The 19883-nt window shown below is 71.2% G+C and carries 20 protein-coding genes and 1 riboswitch; of the genes, 13 read left to right on the top strand and 7 right to left on the bottom strand.

Annotation, left to right across the window (positions count from 1 at the left end; genetic code table 11):
• Positions 1 to 34 precede the first annotated feature (34 nt).
• Both ACZ5GP_RS18400 and ACZ5GP_RS18405 read left to right on the top strand, forming a co-directional pair.
• Positions 35 to 676: a helix-turn-helix domain-containing protein gene (locus tag ACZ5GP_RS18400; RefSeq protein ID WP_160505296.1), complete on the top strand. Its 642-nt coding sequence runs from the start codon at positions 35 to 37 to the stop codon at positions 674 to 676.
• A gap of 101 nt (positions 677 to 777) precedes the next feature.
• Positions 778 to 1587 (top strand): S16 family serine protease, encoded by an 810-nt coding sequence (locus tag ACZ5GP_RS18405; RefSeq protein WP_468751847.1) that lies wholly within the window; start codon positions 778 to 780, stop codon positions 1585 to 1587.
• 29 nt (positions 1588 to 1616) lie between these two features.
• Here ACZ5GP_RS18405 and ACZ5GP_RS18410 read toward each other — a convergent pair whose 3' ends face one another.
• Positions 1617 to 2087, bottom strand: coding sequence for an Lrp/AsnC family transcriptional regulator (locus ACZ5GP_RS18410; RefSeq protein WP_468751848.1), 471 nt, complete (start codon positions 2085 to 2087; stop codon positions 1617 to 1619).
• Positions 2088 to 2208: 121 nt separating this feature from the next.
• On the opposite strand from ACZ5GP_RS18410, the gene hppD reads away from it, so the two are divergent.
• Positions 2209 to 3357: a 4-hydroxyphenylpyruvate dioxygenase gene (gene hppD / locus ACZ5GP_RS18415; protein WP_468751849.1), complete on the top strand. Its 1149-nt coding sequence runs from the start codon at positions 2209 to 2211 to the stop codon at positions 3355 to 3357.
• 36 nt (positions 3358 to 3393) lie between these two features.
• On the opposite strand, the gene ACZ5GP_RS18420 is transcribed toward hppD, so the two are convergent.
• Positions 3394 to 3951, bottom strand: coding sequence for a quercetin 2,3-dioxygenase (locus ACZ5GP_RS18420; RefSeq protein ID WP_468751850.1), 558 nt, complete (start codon positions 3949 to 3951; stop codon positions 3394 to 3396).
• A gap of 97 nt (positions 3952 to 4048) precedes the next feature.
• Here ACZ5GP_RS18420 and ACZ5GP_RS18425 point away from each other — a divergent pair, with 97 nt between their 5' ends.
• Positions 4049 to 4498, top strand: coding sequence for a MarR family winged helix-turn-helix transcriptional regulator (locus ACZ5GP_RS18425; RefSeq protein ID WP_468751851.1), 450 nt, complete (start codon positions 4049 to 4051; stop codon positions 4496 to 4498).
• 3 nt (positions 4499 to 4501) lie between these two features.
• Here the strand turns inward: ACZ5GP_RS18425 and ACZ5GP_RS18430 are convergent, their stop codons facing one another.
• Positions 4502 to 6028 (bottom strand): tetratricopeptide repeat protein, encoded by a 1527-nt coding sequence (locus ACZ5GP_RS18430; RefSeq protein WP_468751852.1) that lies wholly within the window; start codon positions 6026 to 6028, stop codon positions 4502 to 4504.
• A gap of 97 nt (positions 6029 to 6125) precedes the next feature.
• Here ACZ5GP_RS18430 and ACZ5GP_RS18435 point away from each other — a divergent pair, with 97 nt between their 5' ends.
• On the top strand, positions 6126 to 7496 hold the full coding sequence (locus ACZ5GP_RS18435) for an FAD-binding oxidoreductase (RefSeq protein WP_468751853.1): 1371 nt from the start codon (positions 6126 to 6128) through the stop codon (positions 7494 to 7496).
• A 49-nt stretch (positions 7497 to 7545) separates the two neighbouring features.
• On the opposite strand, the gene ACZ5GP_RS18440 is transcribed toward ACZ5GP_RS18435, so the two are convergent.
• On the bottom strand, positions 7546 to 8025 hold the full coding sequence (locus ACZ5GP_RS18440) for an SsgA family sporulation/cell division regulator (protein WP_468751854.1): 480 nt from the start codon (positions 8023 to 8025) through the stop codon (positions 7546 to 7548).
• 279 nt (positions 8026 to 8304) lie between these two features.
• Between ACZ5GP_RS18440 and ACZ5GP_RS18445 the strand changes: the two genes are divergently transcribed.
• A complete protein-coding gene (locus tag ACZ5GP_RS18445; protein ID WP_468751855.1) occupies positions 8305 to 9810 on the top strand; it encodes an RDD family protein in 1506 nt (501 codons plus the stop codon).
• 55 nt (positions 9811 to 9865) lie between these two features.
• Entirely contained in the window at positions 9866 to 10660 is a 795-nt protein-coding gene (locus ACZ5GP_RS18450; RefSeq protein ID WP_468751856.1) for an RDD family protein, read from the top strand.
• Between the two features lie 46 nt (positions 10661 to 10706).
• On the opposite strand, the gene ACZ5GP_RS18455 is transcribed toward ACZ5GP_RS18450, so the two are convergent.
• Complete coding sequence (locus tag ACZ5GP_RS18455) at positions 10707 to 11018, bottom strand: hypothetical protein (RefSeq protein ID WP_468751857.1); 312 nt, start codon at positions 11016 to 11018, stop codon at positions 10707 to 10709.
• A gap of 489 nt (positions 11019 to 11507) precedes the next feature.
• Between ACZ5GP_RS18455 and ACZ5GP_RS18460 the strand changes: the two genes are divergently transcribed.
• On the top strand, positions 11508 to 13928 hold the full coding sequence (locus ACZ5GP_RS18460; protein ID WP_468751858.1) for an immune inhibitor A domain-containing protein: 2421 nt from the start codon (positions 11508 to 11510) through the stop codon (positions 13926 to 13928).
• A 112-nt stretch (positions 13929 to 14040) separates the two neighbouring features.
• Positions 14041 to 14340: a hypothetical protein gene (locus ACZ5GP_RS18465; protein ID WP_468751859.1), complete on the top strand. Its 300-nt coding sequence runs from the start codon at positions 14041 to 14043 to the stop codon at positions 14338 to 14340.
• A 13-nt stretch (positions 14341 to 14353) separates the two neighbouring features.
• Here ACZ5GP_RS18465 and ACZ5GP_RS18470 read toward each other — a convergent pair whose 3' ends face one another.
• A complete protein-coding gene (locus ACZ5GP_RS18470; protein WP_468751860.1) occupies positions 14354 to 14938 on the bottom strand; it encodes an isochorismatase family protein in 585 nt (194 codons plus the stop codon).
• Positions 14939 to 15016: 78 nt separating this feature from the next.
• Complete coding sequence (locus ACZ5GP_RS18475; protein WP_468751861.1) at positions 15017 to 16345, bottom strand: nicotinate phosphoribosyltransferase; 1329 nt, start codon at positions 16343 to 16345, stop codon at positions 15017 to 15019.
• 88 nt (positions 16346 to 16433) lie between these two features.
• On the opposite strand from ACZ5GP_RS18475, the gene clpS reads away from it, so the two are divergent.
• The 4 genes from clpS (at position 16434) to ACZ5GP_RS18495 (ending at position 19744) form a co-directional block, all read left to right on the top strand.
• On the top strand, positions 16434 to 16739 hold the full coding sequence (gene clpS, locus ACZ5GP_RS18480; RefSeq protein ID WP_468751862.1) for an ATP-dependent Clp protease adapter ClpS: 306 nt from the start codon (positions 16434 to 16436) through the stop codon (positions 16737 to 16739).
• Between the two features lie 28 nt (positions 16740 to 16767).
• Positions 16768 to 17373, top strand: coding sequence for a DUF2017 domain-containing protein (locus tag ACZ5GP_RS18485; protein ID WP_468751863.1), 606 nt, complete (start codon positions 16768 to 16770; stop codon positions 17371 to 17373).
• Between the two features lie 372 nt (positions 17374 to 17745).
• Positions 17746 to 19233, top strand: coding sequence for an amino acid permease (locus ACZ5GP_RS18490; protein WP_468751864.1), 1488 nt, complete (start codon positions 17746 to 17748; stop codon positions 19231 to 19233).
• 88 nt (positions 19234 to 19321) lie between these two features.
• Positions 19322 to 19744: a M67 family metallopeptidase gene (locus ACZ5GP_RS18495; RefSeq protein ID WP_358580148.1), complete on the top strand. Its 423-nt coding sequence runs from the start codon at positions 19322 to 19324 to the stop codon at positions 19742 to 19744.
• A gap of 3 nt (positions 19745 to 19747) precedes the next feature.
• Positions 19748 to 19867, top strand: a riboswitch (cobalamin riboswitch).
• Positions 19868 to 19883 lie beyond the last annotated feature (16 nt).

A 19883-nucleotide genomic window follows, 5' to 3' on the forward strand; every position in this document is an offset into this window, starting at 1 on the left:
GAGGTCGCCGACCCTCACCAAAGGAGTGGGCGTCGTGACCGCGGAGACATCCCAGACGCTGGACCGAGGACTGCGCGTCCTCAAGCTGCTGGCCGACACCGACCATGGCCTGACGGTCACCGAGCTGTCCAACAAGCTCGGCGTGAACCGCACGGTCGTGTACCGCCTGCTCGCCACCCTCGAACAGCACGCGCTCGTACGACGGGACCTCGGTGGGCGTGCCCGCGTCGGGCTCGGCGTGCTGCGGCTCGGCCGGCAGGTGCATCCGCTGGTCCGCGAGGCCGCGCTGCCCGCGCTGCGCTCGCTCGCCGAGGACATAGGGGCCACGGCGCACCTGACGCTCGTCGACGGCACGGAGGCCCTCGCGGTGGCGGTGGTCGAGCCCACCTGGACGGACTACCACGTCGCGTACCGCACCGGATTCCGGCACCCCCTGGACCGGGGTGCCGCGGGCCGCGCCATCCTGGCCGCCCGGCAGGGGCTGGCGACCGACCCCGGATACGCGCTCACCCACGGTGAGCTGGAGGCCGGGGCGAGCGGCGCCGCGGCCCCCCTGGTCGGGGTGACCGGCATCGAGGGCAGTGTGGGCGTGGTGATGCTGGCGGACTCCGTGCCGGAGCGGGTGGGGCCGCGGGTGGTGGACGCGGCGCGGGAGGTCGCGGACGCGCTGCGCTGAGCTTGGGCGGGGTCCGTCGCCGGCTGCGCCGGGCTCGTCCTCGAACGCCGGACGGGCTCGGCGGCTCCAGGTCGCCCCGGACGTCACGTTAGATTGATCCCGTGGTCTTCTCCCTGCCTCGTTTCACGCGCCCCCAGGTCCTCCTCGTCTGCGCGCTGCCCGTCGCGGCGCTGCTCGCCGTGGCGGGGCTCGCGCCGCTGCCGTTCGCCGTGGCGCAGCCCGGGGGGACGGCGAACGTGCTGGGGAAGTACGAGGGCGAGCCGGTCCTCACCATCACCGGCGTGCCCACGCGGGAGACGAAGGGCGCCCTGCGCATGACGACGATCGTCGCGACGGGGCCGCAGATGGACGTGCGGCTCGGTGACGTGGTCGACGGCTGGTTCCGCAGCGACCGGGCGGTGATGCCGAAGGACTCCGTCTACCCGACCGGCGACAACGTGAAGGAAGTCCGCGAGCACAACCTCGGGGACATGAGGAAGTCGCAGGACGCGGCCACCAAGGCGGCGCTCGGCTACCTGAAGGCGAACGGCTTCAACGGCACCGGCAAGGTGAACGTCAAGGCCGACCTCGGCGCGATCGGCGGCCCGAGCGCCGGGCTGTTCCTCTCGCTCGGCATCATCGACAAACTGGACGGCGACGGCAGCGGCGCCGACCTCACGGGCGGCCGTGACATCGCGGGCACCGGCACGATCACCGCCTCCGGCGAGGTCGGCCCGGTCGGCGGCGTCGCCCTGAAGACGCGGGCCGCACGGCGCGACGGCGCGACGGTCTTCCTGGTCCCGAAGGCCGAGTGCGCCGACGCCCGGGCGAACCGCCCCAAGGGCCTGCGCCTCGTCCCGGTCACGACCCTGAAGGGAACGGTCGAGTCCCTGCGCTCCCTCGCCAAGGGCACCGCCGTCCCGAACTGCTGACCAACCCAACCCGGCCCGCCGGCCTGTGCTCAAGGATCCTCGGAAGCCTGTTCCACCAGGGGGATGATCCGTAGCGGAACGGGGTTTTCCATGACGATCGCCGTGGAGGCGCGGACGATGCCGGTGAAACCCACCACCCGGTCGATCACCCGCTGGAGATCGGCGTTCGAGCGGGCCACGAGGCGGCAGAGCATGTCGCCGTGGCCGGTGATGGTGTGCAGTTCGAGCACCTCGGCGACGGTCGTCAAATGGGCCCGCACGTCCGCGCCCTGGCCCTGTTTGATCTCCAGTGTCGCGAACGCCGTGACCGGGTAGCCGAGCGCGGCGGGATCGACCTCGGGGCCGAAGCCCCGGATGACCCCGTTGGACTGCAGTCGGTCCATCCGCGCCTGCACCGTGCCACGCGCCACGCCCAGCCTGCGGGAGGCCTCAAGAACCCCGATACGCGGCTCACGCGCCAGGAGCACGATGAGTCTGCCGTCCAGATGATCGATCGCCATGCGGCCTCCCGGATGGTCATGATGTACAGATAGCCCGCTCATCCTGGCCTTCCACTGGGCAATCTGACCACTGAAAACGCAAACTATTGCGCACCTTGTCAATCGGGTGGAGCCTCAACTCATGACTGAGACCAGCACCCACCCCACCCCCGACACCGCGCGTGAGGCCGATCCCTTCCCGGTCAAGGGAATGGACGCGGTCGTCTTCGCCGTGGGCAACGCCAAGCAGGCCGCGCACTACTACTCCACCGCCTTCGGAATGACGCTCGTGGCCTACTCCGGACCGGAGAACGGCAGCCGCGAGACCGCCAGTTACGTGCTGACGAACGGCGCCGCCCGCTTCGTCCTCACCTCCGTCATCAAGGCCTCCACCGAGCGGGGCCACTTCCTCGCCTCCCACGTGGCCGAGCACGGCGACGGCGTCGTGGACCTCGCCATCGAGGTGCCGGACGCCCGTGCCGCGTACGCGTACGCCGTCGCCCACGGCGCGCGCGGGATCACCGAGCCGTACGAGGAGAAGGACGAGAACGGCAAGGTCGTCCTCGCCGCCATCGCCACCTACGGCAAGACCCGCCACACGCTGGTGGAGCGCGTCGACTACGACGGCCCCTACCTGCCCGGTTTCGTCGCCGCGAAGCCGCTCGTGGAGCCGCCGGCCAAGCGGACCTTCCAGGCGATCGACCACTGCGTGGGCAACGTGGAACTCGGCAGGATGAACGAGTGGGTCGCCTTCTACAACAAGGTCATGGGCTTCACGAACATGAAAGAGTTCGTGGGCGACGACATCGCGACCGAGTACAGCGCGCTGATGTCGAAGGTGGTGGCCGACGGGACGCTGAAGGTGAAGTTCCCGATCAACGAGCCCGCCATCGCCAAGAAGAAGTCGCAGATCGACGAGTACCTGGAGTTCTACGGCGGCGCGGGCGTCCAGCACATCGCGCTCGCCACGAACGACATCGTGGAGTCCGTCCGCACGATGCGCGCGGCCGGCGTGCAGTTCCTGGACACCCCGGACTCGTACTACGACACGCTGGGGGAGTGGGCCGGGGAGACCCGGGTGCCCGTGGAGACCCTGCGCGAGCTGAAGATCCTCGTCGACCGCGACGAGGACGGCTACCTCCTGCAGATCTTCACCAAGCCGGTCCAGGACCGGCCGACGGTGTTCTTCGAGATGATCGAGCGGCACGGCTCGATGGGCTTCGGCAAGGGCAACTTCAAGGCGCTGTTCGAGGCGATCGAGCGGGAGCAGGAGAAGCGGGGCAACCTCTAGCCGCCGCTCTGGCCGACGCCGCTCCGGCGCACCCGGTCACCGGGTGCGCCACTGGTGGTCGGGCAGGAAGGTCACGTCGTACCGCTCGGGGACGGTGCCCCACTTGTGGGGCTCGGGGATGAGCGGCTGGTGCGGAAGGCCGTGCTGCCCGGTGGGCGTGCCGAGGTTCTCGAAGAACCGCTCGAAGGTGCCGCCGGGGCCCGCGGCGACGCCGACGACCTGGCTGTGGTGGCGCTCCATGCGGTAGGCGTGCGTGCAGTTCTTCGGTACGAAGCCGAAGTCGCCGGGGGTGAGCAGCTTCTCCTGCTGCTCGCCCTCGGTGTCCTCGACGAAGAGGCGGACGGCGCCCTGGGTGACGTAGAAGACCTCGTGGGTGTCGGCGTGCAGGTGGGCGGGGATGAGGTCGCCCTTGGGGCCCTCCACGGTGAAGAAGTTGAAGGTGTTCTCGGTCTGCTCGCCGCCCGCGTAGACGGTGATCAGGTCGCCGAACAGATGGGCGCGGTCGCCCTCGCCCTTCTCGATGAAGTAGGGCTTGCCGGGGTCCGCGGGGATGCGGGAGGCGGACCGGTGGCGCGTGGCGTACTCGATGGTCATGGAATGCTCCGGAGGAGTCGGGACCGACGGAATGTCAGGTAGCCTGACATTGCCGGGTGCCGGTGAGCAAGCCGGTGAGCACATCTGTGAGGAAGCCATGCCGTCCACCCAGCGCGACCTGTCCCAACTCCTCGGCGAGGCCCGTCGCTGGTTCGAGGAGGGGCTCGCCGCGGCCATGGCCGCCGCCGGGGCCGCCCCCGTCTCCCCGACCCAGGTGCAGCTCTGCTCGGTGCTGGACGACGAGGGCACCACCGTCTCCGAGCTCGCCCGGCGCATGGGCGTCACCCGCCAGACCGCCCACCAGGCCGTGCACGGCCTCGTCGCCGCCGGCGTCCTCGAACAGGGCCCCGACCCCGCCTCCGCCCGGCAACGCCTGATCAGGCGCACCGCGGCCGGCGCACACGCGCACCTCCAGGCCAAGGCCGCCCTCGCCCGCCTGGAGGAACAGCTCGCCGAACGCATCGGCGACGACCTGGCCGGCGCCCTGCGGACGGCCCTGGAAGCCCCCTGGGGCCCGCCGCCCGCCCCGGACCCAGCGGCCCGCTGACGCCTAGGAGGCCCCCGCCGACGTCCCGCGAGGCGCCGTCCGCCGCGCCGGCGGGCTCGGGAGCGGCGGTGGCGGAGGCGCGTCGGCCGGCGCGTACATCTGCGCCGGGCCGCCCTCCGGCGGCTCGCCCAGCGCCTCCAGGGCGTCCTTCGCCTCGGGCACGGCGAGCGGCGAGAAGTACGGGTTGATCCGCAGCGCCTCCCCGATGTGCCGCCGCGCGGCCCCGTAGTCGCCGAGCTGCCGCTCGATCTCCCCCCGGTGGTAGGCGAACAGCGCGCTGCGCGGACCCTTCTCCATCGCCTTGGTGGCGAGCTTCAGACCCGCCTCGCCGTCGCCGGCCCGGTGCAGCGCCCAGCCGAGCGCGTCCGCCGTCTGCGGGCCGCCGTGCCGCTTGTACTCCGCCGTCAGCCGCTTCACCGCCGCGTCCGCGTCGCCGTGGTCCGCCTCGAACAAGCCGAGGACCCGCTCGTTGTTCACGCCGCCCGCGCCCTCCTGCTTCACACGCGCCCGCAGCATGTCGTACTGGGCGCGCGCGGCCGGCCGCAGCCTCAGCGACTCGTACAGCTCGCCCAGCTCCAGGGCGTACTCCGGCAGCGGCTGCCTGGCCAGCGCCGAGCGGTAGGCCTGGAGTGCCTCGGAGGTGCGGCCGAGCGCCGCGAGCGCGCGGCCCCGGCCCGCCAGTGACGCGTGGTGGTCCCGGTCGGCGGCGAGCGCCGCGTCGAAGTAGCGCAGCGCCTGCGCCGGTTCGCCGCGCTCCCAGGCCAGCTCCCCGACGCGGTGCAGGCACGCCGCCTTCTCCGCGGGGCTCTCGGCGAGCGCCACCGCGTCGGTCAGGGCGGTGTTGGCGTCCTCGCGCCAGCCGCGGTCGCGGTAGACCTGACCGGTGCGCGACCTGACCCAGGCACCGGAGCCCAGCTTCCGCAGGGAGTCCAGGGCCTTGCCGACCGCCTTCGCGTCGCCGAGCCCGGTGTAGGCCTCGATCAGCGGGGGATACGCCGTCCACCGCCCCGGCGCCTGCCGCACCGCCTGCTCGCCCCACCCGCGGGCCGCCCGGAAGTCGTGCCGGGCGTTCGCCAGGGCGGCGAGCCCCGTCAGGGCCTCCGCGTTGCCGACGGGCCGCACCTTGAGCGAGGTCCGCAGTGCCTGTTCGGCCTTCGGATACGACGCGAAGTCCGCCGTACGCAGCCCCCGCGCCACATACGCCGAGCCGAGCACCGCCCAGGAGTGGTCGTCGCCGGGGTGCGCCCGCAGATGCGCCTCACGCTCCCGGATGAGTGCCGTCAGATCCGGCAGCGCGGCCGGCGCCCCCGCCCCCACGGCCAGCTGCGCGCGCCCCGCGGGCCCGAGCGCGCGCGGCGCCGCCTCCTCGTCGTCCAGCGGCACCAGCGCGTGGGCGGCGCCGAGCACCACGGCCCCCACCGCCGAGGCGACCAGCGCGCGCCGCAGCGACGAAGGTCTCCCGGGCGGCCTCGCGGGCTCCATGAGGGACGTGGAAGGCGTCAGGGAGGACCGGGACCGGTAGGACTTCATGACGTTCACTGTGCGTCAATACGAAGATCACATCCCGGCGCGCCGAAGGCGTCGCACACGGGTTCACACCGATGGCCCCGGGTGCGAGGCTGTGATCATGAGCCGCACCCTCGTCGCACTGCTCCAGGAGGGACTGCCCGCCGAGGCGGTCCTCACCGATCCGGACGTCACCTCCGCGTACGCCCACGACATGGCGAGCTTCTGCGCGGCGGGCACCCCCGCCGTCGTGGTCCTGCCGCGCACCGTCGAGCAGGTCCAGCACGTCATGCGCACCGCCACCGAGCTGCGCGTCCCCGTGGTGCCGCAGGGCGCCCGCACCGGCCTGTCCGGCGCCGCCAACGCCAGCGAGGGCTGCATCGTGCTGTCCCTGGTCAAGATGGACCGCATCCTGGAGATCAGCCCCGTCGACCGGATCGCCGTCGTCGAACCGGGCGTCGTCAACGCCACGCTGTCCCGCGCGGTCGGCGAACACGGCCTGTACTACCCGCCGGATCCCTCCAGTTGGGAGATGTGCACCATCGGCGGGAACATCGGCACCGCCTCCGGCGGCCTGTGCTGCGTGAAGTACGGCGTCACCGCCGAGTACGTCCTCGGCCTCGACGTCGTCCTCGCCGACGGCCGCCTGATGAGCACCGGCCGCCGCACCGCCAAGGGCGTCGCCGGCTACGACCTCACCCGCCTGTTCGTCGGCTCCGAGGGCAGCCTCGGCATCGTCGTCCGCGCCGTCCTCGCGCTGCGCCCCCGGCCGCCCCGGCAGCTGGTCCTCGCCGCGGAGTTCGCCTCCTCGCGGGACGCCTGCGACGCCGTCTGCAAGATCATGGAAGGCGGGCACGTCCCGTCGCTGCTCGAACTCATGGACCGTACGACCGTGAAGGCCGTGAACGCCCTCGCGCACATGGGCCTGCCCGAGACCACCGAGGCCCTCCTGCTCGCCGCCTTCGACACCCCGGACCCGGCGGCCGACCTCGCCGCCGTCGGCGCGCTCTGCGAGGCCGCGGGCGCCACCCAGGTGGTCCCGGCCGAGGACACCGCCGAGTCCGAACTCCTCCTCCAGGCCAGGCGCTTGTCGCTCACCGCGCTCGAAGCCGTCAAGGGCACCACGATGATCGACGACGTGTGCGTGCCGCGCTCCCGGCTCGCGGACATGCTCGCCGGCGTGGAGCGCGTCGCCGAGAAGTACGGCCTGACCATCGGGGTCTGCGCGCACGCGGGCGACGGCAACACGCACCCCACCGTCTGCTTCGACGCGGCGGACCCCGACGAGGCGCGGCGCGCCCGCGAGTCCTTCGACGAGATCATGGCCCTCGGCCTCGAACTCGGCGGCACCATCACCGGCGAGCACGGCGTCGGCGTCCTCAAGAAGGAGTGGCTGGCACGCGAGATCGGGCCGGTGGGGGTGGAGATGCAGCGGGCCGTCAAGGCGGCCTTCGACCCGCACTCGCTCCTCAACCCCGGCAAGCTGTTCTGACCCGTCCCCCGCAGAACCCCGCGCGAAGGCGCCCCCGTGGCCGCACGGCTCACTCACCGTCCTGGGAATCGTCCGCGGGCCACGACTCGCGCGGCCACAGCTCGTCCACCCGGCCCCCGGTGGGCGCCAGCAGCTCGGTGAGGCCGTCGTCGATGCCCAGCCGATCGCTCTCCGAGCCCGGCGGGACCACCCGCAACGCCCGCTCCAGCCAGGCGGACACGGCGCCGGCGGGGGCCTCCAGGAGGGCCTCGCCGTCCGGTGAGCTGAGCTCCATCAGCACCACGCCGCGGCCGTCCGTCTTCGTCGGCCAGACGCGCACGTCCCCGTGACCGCACGGCCTGAACACCCCCTCCACCAGCAGCTCGCGGGCGAACGTCCACAGCACGGGGTTCTGCGAGCCGATGTGGAAGGCGATGTGGACGGCGTAGGGGTCGTCGGTGCGGTAGGTGAGCCGGGCCGGGACGGGGACGATCCGCTCCGGCGAGAGGATCAGCTTGAGTTCGAGCTCGCGTTCCACCACGGAGTGCATGTCGGTGCGCTTCCTTTCCTCGGAGGGCCCGGGGAGCGGACCCGTACGAGTGGAGAGCGCGTGGCCCCCGGAGCATTACGCGGGTTCGCGGGATTTTCTTCCGGTGTCTTGCACGGGCGACTGCCAAGAGGCCACCGCGGGGAGCGGGGGCCTCGCGGGGAAAGTGGGGGAAGCGTGCCCGGAAAGTGGTCCGTGGGGCGGGAGCCGCCCGGTGACCCGCGGAGGTCTGATAGATGTGGAGCCCTCACACGACCCCCGAGCAGATACGGGACGACGGACATGAGCGCCCCAACTCCGGCCCCAGGCGACGAGCGGCCCCGCGAAGGCTATTACCCCGACCCGTCCATTCCCGGCTACGTCCGGTACTGGAACGGCGCCGCCTGGGTGCCCGGTACGAGCCGCCCCGCGCCGTCCGACGGCGAACCCCTGCCGCTCCCGCCCGGCGCGGGCACCGCGGTGGCGCCCCCGGTGGAGGAGACGGGGCCGCACTTCTTCGACGAGGACCCGGGCGCGCGGTCCGAGCCCGCGTCCGCCTGGCAGGCCGACGCCGCACGCCAGTCCGGGCTCGGCGGCGAGCAGGAGCGCCGGATCTCGTGGGGCGCGGGACCGGGCGGGGCCGACCCGCGCGTATCGGGCGAGGCGGTGCCTCGCGGGCAGGCGGAAGCGGCGCCCGGCCCTGCGCGGGGCGCAAGCGGTCCCGGTACGGGCACGAGCCGCGCCGCGGAGCCGGGGGCCGCGACGTCCGACGCCTCCACCGCCGAGGCCGGCGCCCCGAACTCCGGTGCGTCGAGGCCGGCCTCCGCCGAGGGCACCGTGACGTTCCGCCGCCCCACGGGCCCGGTGAAGTCCGCCGGGATCCCCGCCCCCGCGACCGGCACCGACGGCACGATGGCGATCCGCGCCATCCGCCCCGCCTCGGAACGCCACCCCGACCGGAGCGCCGCCGCGCAGGCTCCCGTACCACCGCAGGCTCCCGTACCACCGCAGTCCTCGGTACCACCGCAGTCCCCCGCACGGCCGCAGGCTTCGGTGCCGCCGCAGGTTTCCGCACCGGCACAGACCCCGGCGCCACACCAGCCCCCGCAGACCCCCCACCCCCAGCCCGGCGCAGCGCCCCCGCAGGGCGGTGCGGCGTCGCCCGTCACCGCGGGGCCGGGCGGTGGCTCGGCCTCCTGGGCGCAGCAGGTGCACCAGCTCGCGGGCGGCGCCCCGGACCCGGCGCGGCAGGGCGAGGGACAGCCGGTCGTGCCGTGGAAGCCGGTGGTCGAGGACCCGTTCCTCGCGCTCGCGAGGAATCAGGCGTCGGCCCGGCCCGCGGGGCTCGGCAGGCGTCTGGTGGCGCGGCTCATCGACACGGTCGCCCTCGCCGCCGTCACCGGGGCGGCGGCGCTGCCGCTCGCCGCCAAGGCCGCCGACCACATCGACAGCAAGATCGACGCGGCGAAGCTGTCGGGCGAGAAGACCACGGTCTGGCTGCTCGACGGCACCACCGCAGGCTGCCTCGGCATCGTCCTCGCGGTCATCCTCCTCTTCGGCGTCCTGTACGAGGTGCTGCCCACCGCCAAGTGGGGCCGCACGCCGGGCAAGCGGGTGTGCGGCATCGAGGTGCGGGACATCGAGGAGCACGAGACGCCCACGTTCGGCGCGGCGCTGCGGCGCTGGCTCGTCTACAGCGTGCCGGGGCTCCTGGTGATCGGTGTCGTCGGCGTGCTGTGGTGCCTCGTGGACAAGCCGTGGCGCCAGTGCTGGCACGACAAGGCGGCGGGCACGTTCGTCGCGGGGTAACCCGGTCGGCCGCTCGCCGGATGCGCGGGCCGGGCGGTCGCGGTCGACTCGGGCCATGAGCACCGAACCGCCGCGGAACCCGTCGCCGGACGACGACCCCTTCAAGAAGCAGCCGCCGGGTGAGCCCCCGCCGGGCGGTGGCTCCCCCTACGACACCCCGCCCCCGGGCGGCGGCGCCCCGTACGGGAACACGCCCCCGGGCCCTGGCGGCTCTCCCTACGGCGTCCCGCCCCCGCCCGACGGCGGCGACCCCTATGGCGGCGGCGGCCCGTACGGGGGAGGAGGCGGCGGCCCCTACGGCGGCGGACCCGGCGGACCCGGCGGACCCGGCGGACCCGGCGGACCCGGCGGATACGGCGGATACGGCGGTCCTGGCGGGTACGGCGGGCAGGATCCGCTGGCCGGTATGCCCCCGCTGGCCGACAGCGGCAAGCGGGTCCTCGCCCGCATCATCGACATGGTCCTCGTGGGCATCGTCGTGTGGCTGCTGTCCTGGCTGTTCAACACATCCGAGTACGACGTCGACCCGGACAAGGTGAACACGGGCAGGTCGTTCGGCCAGTCCCTGCTGGCCGCCGTGCTCTACCTCGCGTACGACACCTTCATGATCTCCAGGACGGGGCAGACGCTCGGCAAGAAGCTGCTCGGGATGCGCGTCGCGAACCTCGGCGACGGCGCCACCCCGAGCACGCAGTCCGCGCTCGTCCGCGCGGCCGTGCTCTGGCTGCCGTTCGCGTTCTGCTGCGCCTGTATCTGGACGGCGATCTGCGGCGGGTGGAGCTTTTTCGACAAGCCCTACAAACAGGGCCTGCACGACAAGGCCGCCAAGACGGTGGTGGTCAGCGCCTGACGGAACACACCCGGTGCGACGGCACCACGACCGGCGGGCCCGTGACTCACGGGCCCGCCGGTTCGCGTACGGACTCGGCGAGCACGGCACGCTGCGCGGGGACGCGTCCGGGGGCGGCGGCCCCGGCGGGCGCCTCCGATACGGGCGCCTCCTGCGCGGGCGCCTCCGATACGGGCGTCTCCGGTGCGGGCGCCGGCACCGTCATCGCCACCAGTAAGCCGAGGCCGAGCGCGGCCACCGCTATCACCGCGACACCGGCCACTCCCGAACCCGTCTGGGAGAGCAGCAGCATGGCGAGCGTGGAGAAGACGACGGTCACCGAACCGTAGGCGATCTGTGCGGTGGTCGGACGTGGCATGGGACGAGGCATGACGTGATCCGTCCTCGGCAGTGATCCCCCCACGCTCTGGCCGTGGGGGCGGATGCGGATGTGGGTACCGATCTTCGCGAATCAAAGGGTGCTCGCCGGTGGCGTCCTGGGAAGTGCCGTCCCGCGTGGTGGCGCACCGTCGATTGACTCTATGACGCTCCATGCCCGACGGGAACGGGCGGTAAGCGTGACCTAACCCACGGTGCCGGAGCATAGGGGGCGCACGGGTTCATGACGTCCATCAAGTGGACGGTGCGGCGCGCTTGTTCGAACGTACGGTGAGCGCGTGACCCGTGTCCGGATAGCGGATCCGTGGGTCGCATAGTGCACTTGGCCTGTTCAAGTCAAGGTCTGTCTTTTCTCCCGTACTTCCGGTCGAATGTCGTCACTTGTGACGCGTACATCGCGCGCGGACCCCCCTCCGACCGGGATCTCGGTCCGCCATTCGCGCGGGCGCGTGGGGAGGACATTCATCAAGTGACAGTCAGAACACGCACGTTCAGGGCAACGGCGGTGGCCGTAGCGGTGGCCGCGGCGGCCGCCACGTACTCGGTGTCGACGGCCGCGGCCGCGCCCGGGGACGGGGCGCCGGGCACGGCTCCCGCCGTCGACCGGCAGGACCCCTCGCGCCTCAAGGCGCAGGTCGACCACGACCTCGACGGTCCGTTCAGCAAGCAGCAGGCGCAGCAGCGCAAGGCGGCCCTCCAGCAGGTCATCGAGGGCGACGCCAAGGTGCAGAAGCGCGGCGCCTCCAAGGTCGTCAAGCTCGACGACAAGAAGTACGTCGAGCTGGGCCGCGAGAAGACCGACAAGGTCTTCACGATCCTGGTGGAGTTCGGGAACAAGGTCGACGACACGACCATGTACGACCCGGACGGCCCCGAGGGTCCGGAGCAGCCCGTCAAGAAGTACGGCGGCAAGCCCGGCCCGCTGCACAACAAGATAGCCAAGCCCAACCGGGCGAAGGACAACAGCACGGCCTGGCAGGCGGATTACAACCGCAAGCACTTCGAGGACCTGTACTTCGGAGAGGGCAAGGACAGCAAGGGCAACACCAAGCACTCGCTGAAGACCTACTACGAGAAGACCTCCTCGGGCCGCTACTCGGTCGACGGCGCGGTCTCCGACTGGGTCAAGGTCGACTACAACGAGGCGCGCTACGGCTCGAACTACTGCGGCGACACCAACTGCGCCAACGTCTGGGACGCGGTCAAGGACGGCGTGAGTGCCTGGGCCAAGGCCCAGAAGGCCCAGGGCCGCACCGACGCGCAGATCAAGGCGGACCTGGCCAAGTACGACCTCTGGGACCGCTACGACTTCGACAACGACGGCGACTTCAACGAGCCCGACGGCTACATCGACCACTTCCAGATCGTCCACGCGGGCGAGGACGAGTCGGCCGGCGGCGGCGCCGAGGGCAAGAACGCCCTGTGGGCGCACCGCTGGTACGCGTACGGCAACGACGCGGGCCGGACCGGCCCCGGCAACAACAAGGCCGGCGGCACCCAGATCGGCGACTCGGGCATCTGGGTCGGCGACTACACGATGCAGCCGGAGAACGGCGGCCTCGGCGTCTTCGCCCACGAGTACGGCCACGACCTCGGTCTGCCGGACCTGTACGACACCAGCGGCAAGGGTGAGAACTCGGTCGGCTTCTGGTCGCTGATGTCGGCCGGCTCCTGGCTCGGCACCGGCAAGGACGCGATCGGCGACCTGCCCGGCGACATGACCGCCTGGGACAAGTTCCAGCTGGGCTGGCTCGACTACGCCAAGGCCAAGGCGGCCACCACCTCCGAGCACAAGCTGGGCGTCTCGGAGTACAACACCCGCCACCGCCAGGCGCTCGTCGTCGACCTGCCGAAGAAGGCCGTCACCACCAAGATCGTGAAGCCCGCCGAGGGCTCCAAGCAGTGGTGGAGCAACCAGGGCGACGACCTGAAGAACACCCTGACGCGCTCCGTCGACCTGACCGGCAAGGCCAAGGCCGACCTGTCGCTCCAGGGCTGGTGGGACATCGAGGCCAACTACGACTACCTCTACACCGAGGTCTCCACGGACGGCGGCGCCAACTGGACGCCGGTCGACGGCACCGCGGACGGCAGGCCGATCACCCGTGACGCCGGCGACAAGCCCGCGCTGACCGGTGTCTCGGGCGCGTACAAGAAGCTGGTCTTCCCGCTCGACGCCTACGCCGGCAAGAAGATCGACGTCCGCTTCCGCTACTCCACCGACGGCGGCGCGGGCGGCAAGGGCTTCGCGGCCGACGCCATCGCGATCACCGCGGACGGCGCCAAGCTCTTCGAGGACGGCGCCGAGGGCGACGACAACGGCTGGACGTCGAAGGGCTTCTCGCGCATCGGCGAGTCCTTCACCAAGAAGTACGACCAGTACTACCTGGCCGAGAACCGCCAGTACGTCTCGTACGACAAGACCCTCAAGGTCGGCCCGTACAACTTTGGCTTCTCGACCACCCGCCCCGACTGGGTCGAGCACTACCCCTACCAGACCGGCCTGATGGTCTGGCAGTGGGACACCTCCCAGAAGGACAACAACACCAGCCAGCACCCCGGCGAGGGTCTGATCCTGCCGGTCGACGCGCACGCCAAGCCGCTGAAGTGGAAGAACGGCGAGCTGCTGCGCAACAAGATCCAGCCGTACGACGCGCCGTTCAGCAAGTACGCGACGGACGCGTTCACGCTGCACAACGCGGACGTCGCGCTGAAGCTCAAGTCCCAGAAGGGCGTCCCGGCCTTCGACGACCACAAGGGCACCTACTGGTACGCGTCCAACCCCACCGGAAGTGTCAAGGTCACTGACACCAACACCAAGATCCAGATCCTGAAGCAGCCGAAGGACGGCTCTTCGATCACGGTCCAGGTGGGCCCCTCCAAGCGCTGATCCAGCGTTAACGCAGGTCAAGCCATGATCGGCCGTCGCCCCCTAGCGGGCGGCGGCCGATCGTGTTTAGGTGCGTGCTGTGTACTTCTTATTGACGGGGGTGTGATCCGGCATGTCCGCAGGAGGTTTCTGCAAGCTGCCGAACGGCAGCGTGGTGGTGGCACTGACCCTGCCGAGCCCGGCGCCGGCCGGCGGCGCGGTCCGCATGATCGTGCACGCCGTGAACCGCGCGAGGGCCCTGACCAGGCTCCGCAACCTCGGTCTGCGGGCGGTGTACCTGCGGGGCAACGCGGAGCCGCCCACGCCGGACGAGATAACGGCGGTGCTGCACCACCCGGACGGCCTGATATGGCGTACGGCGCCCACTTCCCTGCAGGAGCTGTGGCACCCGATCCGGGCGTTGCGCCGCTGAGCCCGGCCCCGGATCAGACGACGGGCTTGCCCGTCAGCTCGACGCCCGCCGCGCGCAGCTCGGCCAGCGCCCGCTCGGTGCTCTCCCCGGAGACGCCCGCGGTGAGGTCCAGCAGGACGGTGGTCCCAAAGCCCTCCCGCGCCGCGTCCAGGGCGGTGGCGCGCACGCAGTGGTCCGTGGCGATGCCGACCACGTCGACCTCCGTGATCTCCCGCTCCCGCAGGTAGTCCGCCAGGGACAGCCCGTTCTCGTCGACGCCCTCGAAACCGCTGTAGGCCGCCGAGTGGGCGCCCTTGTCGAAGACGGCGTCGATCGCCCCGGAGGCGACGGCGGGGGCGAAGTTGGGGTGGAAGCCCACGCCCTCCGTCCCCGCCACGCAGTGCGGCGGCCAGGAGTCCACGTAGTCCGGCTGGTCCGAGAAGTGCGGGCCCGGATCGATGTGGTGGTCCCGGGTGGCCACCACGTGCCGGTAGCAGGCCGGGGCCTGCCCGATCAGCTCGGTGATGGCCGCGGCCACGTCCGCGCCCCCGGCGACCGCGAGACTGCCGCCCTCACAGAAGTCGTTCTGGACGTCTACGACGATCAGCGCGCGGCGCATGGGCGGTGTCCTTTGGTGGGGTGACGACGAGCGTGGGGACTTCGGGTGCGGTGCGGGAAGGGAGCCTGCCCGGGCCCGTCAGAGGTATTCCGTGGGGATGACGGCCTCGCCCCGCGACAGCTGGGTCGCCGAGAGCGGCAGCCCGGCGCGCGCGGCCGCGTGCCGGTCGCGGACGGTGTCCAGCGGCTCGCGGGCGACGACCCGGCCGCCCTTGACCAGCTCGACCAGGAGCTGCCGGTCCGCCAGCTCGGGGGGCACGGCGCCGGTGCCGACGACCTCCGCCTCGGCGACACCGTGCTCGTCGGTCCGCCGCGCGGCCCACTTGCGGCCCCCCACGGAGCTCTTGGCGCCCAGCGACTTCTTCGCGACGGGCTCCAGGGGCGCCGCCGGGTCCGCCGAGTGGGCGCGGGCGACCAGCTTGTAGACCATGGAGGCGGTGGGGTGCCCGGAGCCGGTGACGAGCTGGGTACCCACGCCGTACGCGTCCACGGGCGCCGCCCGCAGGGAGGCGATGGCGTACTCGTCGAGGTCGGAGGTCACGACGATCTTCGTGTCGGTCGCGCCCAGCTCGTCCAGCTGCTGGCGCACCCGGTGGGCGACGAGCAGCAGGTCGCCCGAGTCGATGCGCACGGCGCCCAGCTCCGGCCCGGCGACCTCGACGGCCAGGCGGACGGCCTCGGTGACGTCGTAGGTGTCCACGAGCAGGGTCGTGCCGCGTCCCAGCGAGTCGACCTGGGCGCGGAAGGCGTCGCGCTCGCTGTCGTGCAGCAGGGTGAAGGCGTGGGCGCTGGTGCCGACGGTCGGGATGCCGTAGCGGAAGCCGGCGGCCAGGTCCGAGGTGGTCGCGAAGCCGCCCACGTACGCGGCGCGGGAGGCGGCGACGGCGGCCAGCTCGTGGGTGCGGCGGGCGCCCATCTCGATCAGCGGGCGCTCGCCCGCGGCCGAGGACATCCGGGAGGCGGCGGCCGCGATGGCCGAGTCGTGGTTGAGGATGGAGAGGATCACGGTCTCCAGGAGCACGCACTCGGCGAAGGAGCCCTCGACCCGCAGGATCGGCGAGCCGGGGAAGTACACCTCGCCCTCGGGGTAGCCCCAGATGTCGCCGGTGAAGCGGTAGCCGGCCAGCCACTGGAGGGTGGCCTCGTCGACGATGTCCCGCTCGCGCAGGAAGCCGAGGACGTCCGCGTCGAAGCGGAAGTTCTCCACCGCGTCCAGGACCCGCCCGGTGCCCGCCACGACGCCGTAGCGCCGCCCCTCGGGCAGTCTGCGGGTGAAGACCTCGAAGACCGAGCGCCGGTCGCCGGTGCCGGCCTTCAGTGCGGCCTGGAGCATGGTCAGCTCGTACTGGTCCGTGAAGAGCGCCGTCGACGGAACATCCACCGGCAGGCCAAGGTCCGCTGTGTTCATGCGAAGGATGCTACCCCGCATCTCGTCACTCTGACGATTTCGTGGGCCCGTTTGTGCGAGTGCCCCACCGAGGTGGCAGCATGGGCGTGTGAGTACGGCTCCCGCAGAGATCACCCGCCCGGAATCGGACGAGGAGACGTTCGTCGTCCCCGAGCCGGACGTCCCCTGGATCACGCTCGTGCACAACGACCCCGTGAACCTCATGAGCTATGTGACGTACGTGTTCCAGACGTACTTCGGGTACTCGAAGGAGAAGGCCACCAAGCTGATGATGGACGTGCACGAGAAGGGCCGCGCGGTCGTCTCCAGCGGCTCCCGCGAGGAGATGGAGCGCGACGTCCAGGCCATGCACGGGTACGGGCTGTGGGCCACCCTTCAGCAGGACCGCAAGTAGCGGCGGACCGGAAGCAGCGACGCATCTGATGCCTGGACACTTCGAACCGATCCCCGGGGGCGGCGCCGCCGTCGCGCTCGACGAGGTCGAGACCTCGATCATCCGTTCCCTCGCCGTGCAGCTCCTGGAGCTGATCGGCCCCGGCCCCGGCGGGGAGCCCGGCGACGACCCGCTGGCCGAGCTGTTCGCCGAGGGGCCGAGCGAGCCGCCCGCCGACCCCGTGATGCAGCGCCTGCTGCCGGACGCGTACGGGGGCCCCGGCAGTGCGACCGGGGACATCGGGCGCGAGGAGGAACTGCGAGCGTATTCGGCCGAGTTCCGCCGGTTCACGGAGAACGACCTGCGGGCCAAGAAGCGGGACGACGCGCTGGTCGTGATCCGTTCGCTGGACGCGATGGCGTCCCCGGGCGAGGGCGGAGCTGTCCTGAAGCTGTCGGTCGAGGAGTCGCGGCACTGGCTCGGGGCACTCAATGACCTGCGGCTCGCGATCGGCACGCGCCTGGAGGTCACCGACGAGGAGGACGCCGACCTGCTCTACCGGCTGCCGGACTCGGACCCGCGCAAGCCGATGGTGATGGCGTATCTCTGGCTCGGCGGACTGCAGGAGACGCTGGTCGGGACGTTGCTGGGCTGAGCGGGGCCAAAAATCGGTGTACGGGACAGCTGTATTTGCTGTACAGGACACCTTCTGTTCACATGGCGGTCCGTTCGCTCAGCGGACGCTCAAATCCGGATAACGATCCCGTCACTTCATTGTCCGGTTATACGCACCAAGGCGGACTTTGTCCGCTTCTCCCTGTGGTGTGCGCCACAGGTGGCCGATTCCCTCACTGTTGCCGCCGTGATAAATCTTCACGACCGCTCGGTGACGCCACCCATGTCACCGAGGGCGCTCGGGCCGGCAGACCGCCGGTAGCACTCCATACATATCCGGGGGGATCAGGACCTGATCCGCAGCCATCAACGCGAGACGCGGGCGCGGATCAGCATGGAGAAAGGCGTCACCATGACCTCAGTGCAGGTCGAAGAGCAGCACGACGGGCACGACGGCGATGGTGCCGGGCAGGCCGCCGGCGGCGAGGGCTACCAGCGCGGTCTGGGGGCCCGGCAGATCCAGATGATCGCGATCGGCGGTGCCATCGGCACCGGCCTGTTCCTCGGCGCGGGCAAGGCCATTCACAAGGCGGGCCCCAGCCTCATCCTGGCGTACGCCATCGCGGGCCTCGTCATCTTCTTCATCATGCGGGCGCTCGGCGAGCTCCTCATGTACCGCCCCGTGTCGGGCTCCTTCTCGGAGTACGCGCGCGAATTCATGGGCCCGTTCTTCGGCTTCGTGACCGGCTGGACGTACTGGCTCTTCTGGGTCGTCACCGGCATCACGGAAGTCACCGCGGCCGCCCAGTACATGCAGTACTGGACCCACGGCTCCGTCCCGCAATGGGCCTACGCGCTGATCTTCACGGTCATCCTGTACGGCGCGAACCTCATCTCCGTGAAGCTCTTCGGCGAGCTGGAGTTCTGGTTCTCGATGGTCAAGGTCACCGCCATCATCGGCATGATCCTGATCTGCGTCGGCATCCTCACCATCGGCTTCTCCGACGCCGGTGACACCGCCTCCGTGGCCCACCTGTGGAACCAGGGCGGTTTCTTCCCCAACGGCATCGGCTCCACGCTGATGACGCTGCAGATCGTGATGTTCGCGTTCCTCGCCGTCGAGCTGGTCGGCGTCACCGCGGGCGAGTCCAAGGACCCGAAGACCGTCCTGCCCAAGGCCATCAACACCGTGCCGTGGCGCATCGCCGTCTTCTACGTCGGCGCGCTGATCATGATCCTGTCGGTCGTGCCGTGGACGCACTTCAAGCCCGGCGTCTCGCCGTTCGTCGCGGCCTTCGAGGAGATGGGCCTCGGCATCGGCGCCGCGATCGTGAACTTCGTGGTCCTCACCGCCGCGCTCTCCTCCTGCAACTCCGGCATGTACTCCACCGGCCGCATGCTGCGCGACCTGGCGCTCAACGGCCAGGGCCCGAAGTTCTTCACCAGGCTCACGAAGAACGGCCTGCCGCTGATCGGCACCACCGCCTCCGCCGCGTGCATGCTGGTCGGCGTCTGGATCAACTACCAGTGGCCCGGCAAGGCGTTCACCTACGTCGTCTCCTTCGCGACCATCTCCGGCATGTGGGCCTGGATCATGATCCTGGCGTGCCAGATCCGCTACCGCCGCAAGGCCGACCGCGGTGAGCTGCCGCAGTCCACCTTCCGGGCGCCCGGAGCCCCGTACACGAGCTGGTTCGCGCTCCTGTTCATCGGCATGGTCATCGTGATGATGGGCATCGACGAGGACAACCGGATCTCGCTGTACGCCGCTCCGGTGTGGGTCGCGATCCTCGCGGGCTCCTACCTGATCCTCAAGAAGCGCAACCCGGAGGCCGCCGCCTTCAACAAGCGCAAGACCCCCGCCGTCGCCTCCGACGGTGAGCCGGCCGCCAAGGACTGACACCCGCCCCTCGGGGACCTGTCCAGCATTCGGGCCCGCCCGTACCGCATTCCGGTACGGTGCGGGCCCTCTGCTTATCCTGACTGCCATGCTGACCCTGACCCAGGCCCTCCACGACCAGATCGTCGCGCACGCGCGCCAGGACCACCCCGACGAGGCCTGCGGCGTGGTCGCGGGCCCCGCCGGCACCGACCGCCCCGAGCGGTTCATCCCGATGCTGAACGCCGCGCGCTCGCCCACGTTCTACGAGTTCGACTCGGGCGACCTGCTCAAGCTCTACCGCGAGATGGACGACCGCGACGAGGAGCCGGTGATCGTCTACCACTCGCACACCGCGACCGAGGCCTACCCCTCCCGCACCGACATCACCTACGCCAACGAGCCCGGCGCGCACTACGTCCTGGTCTCCACCGCCGACACCGACGACGCGGGCCCCTTCCAGTTCCGCTCGTTCCGCATCGTGGACGGCGAGGTCACCGAGGAAGAGGTGCGCGTGGTCCAGGCATACTGAGCCCGACATCCTCGGGCGGCGGGAGCCAGGAAGCCGGTGCGAATCCGGCACGGTCCCGCCACTGTGACCCCACCCCGCACCGGGGCGGGGGAGTCAGGAACTGACCTGCCGCCCGCACTCCACGCAACGCGGGGGACGC

Source organism: Streptomyces sp. NPDC031466, from assembly GCF_055581265.1.

Bases quoted from the DNA above. Each gene is read 5' to 3' on its own strand.
- ACZ5GP_RS18410 (WP_468751848.1), bottom strand. From the start codon at position 2,087: ATGGCGATCGATCATCTGGACGGCAGACTCATCGTGCTCCTGGCGCGT.
- hppD (WP_468751849.1), top strand. From the start codon at position 2,209: ATGACTGAGACCAGCACCCACCCCACCCCCGACACCGCGCGTGAGGCC.
- ACZ5GP_RS18420 (WP_468751850.1), bottom strand. From the start codon at position 3,951: ATGACCATCGAGTACGCCACGCGCCACCGGTCCGCCTCCCGCATCCCC.
- ACZ5GP_RS18425 (WP_468751851.1), top strand. From the start codon at position 4,049: ATGCCGTCCACCCAGCGCGACCTGTCCCAACTCCTCGGCGAGGCCCGT.
- ACZ5GP_RS18430 (WP_468751852.1), bottom strand. From the start codon at position 6,028: ATGAAGTCCTACCGGTCCCGGTCCTCCCTGACGCCTTCCACGTCCCTC.
- ACZ5GP_RS18435 (WP_468751853.1), top strand. From the start codon at position 6,126: ATGAGCCGCACCCTCGTCGCACTGCTCCAGGAGGGACTGCCCGCCGAG.
- ACZ5GP_RS18440 (WP_468751854.1), bottom strand. From the start codon at position 8,025: ATGCACTCCGTGGTGGAACGCGAGCTCGAACTCAAGCTGATCCTCTCG.
- ACZ5GP_RS18445 (WP_468751855.1), top strand. From the start codon at position 8,305: ATGAGCGCCCCAACTCCGGCCCCAGGCGACGAGCGGCCCCGCGAAGGC.
- ACZ5GP_RS18450 (WP_468751856.1), top strand. From the start codon at position 9,866: ATGAGCACCGAACCGCCGCGGAACCCGTCGCCGGACGACGACCCCTTC.
- ACZ5GP_RS18455 (WP_468751857.1), bottom strand. From the start codon at position 11,018: ATGCCACGTCCGACCACCGCACAGATCGCCTACGGTTCGGTGACCGTC.
- ACZ5GP_RS18465 (WP_468751859.1), top strand. From the start codon at position 14,041: ATGTCCGCAGGAGGTTTCTGCAAGCTGCCGAACGGCAGCGTGGTGGTG.
- ACZ5GP_RS18470 (WP_468751860.1), bottom strand. From the start codon at position 14,938: ATGCGCCGCGCGCTGATCGTCGTAGACGTCCAGAACGACTTCTGTGAG.
- ACZ5GP_RS18475 (WP_468751861.1), bottom strand. From the start codon at position 16,345: ATGAACACAGCGGACCTTGGCCTGCCGGTGGATGTTCCGTCGACGGCG.
- ACZ5GP_RS18485 (WP_468751863.1), top strand. From the start codon at position 16,768: ATGCCTGGACACTTCGAACCGATCCCCGGGGGCGGCGCCGCCGTCGCG.
- ACZ5GP_RS18490 (WP_468751864.1), top strand. From the start codon at position 17,746: ATGACCTCAGTGCAGGTCGAAGAGCAGCACGACGGGCACGACGGCGAT.
- ACZ5GP_RS18495 (WP_358580148.1), top strand. From the start codon at position 19,322: ATGCTGACCCTGACCCAGGCCCTCCACGACCAGATCGTCGCGCACGCG.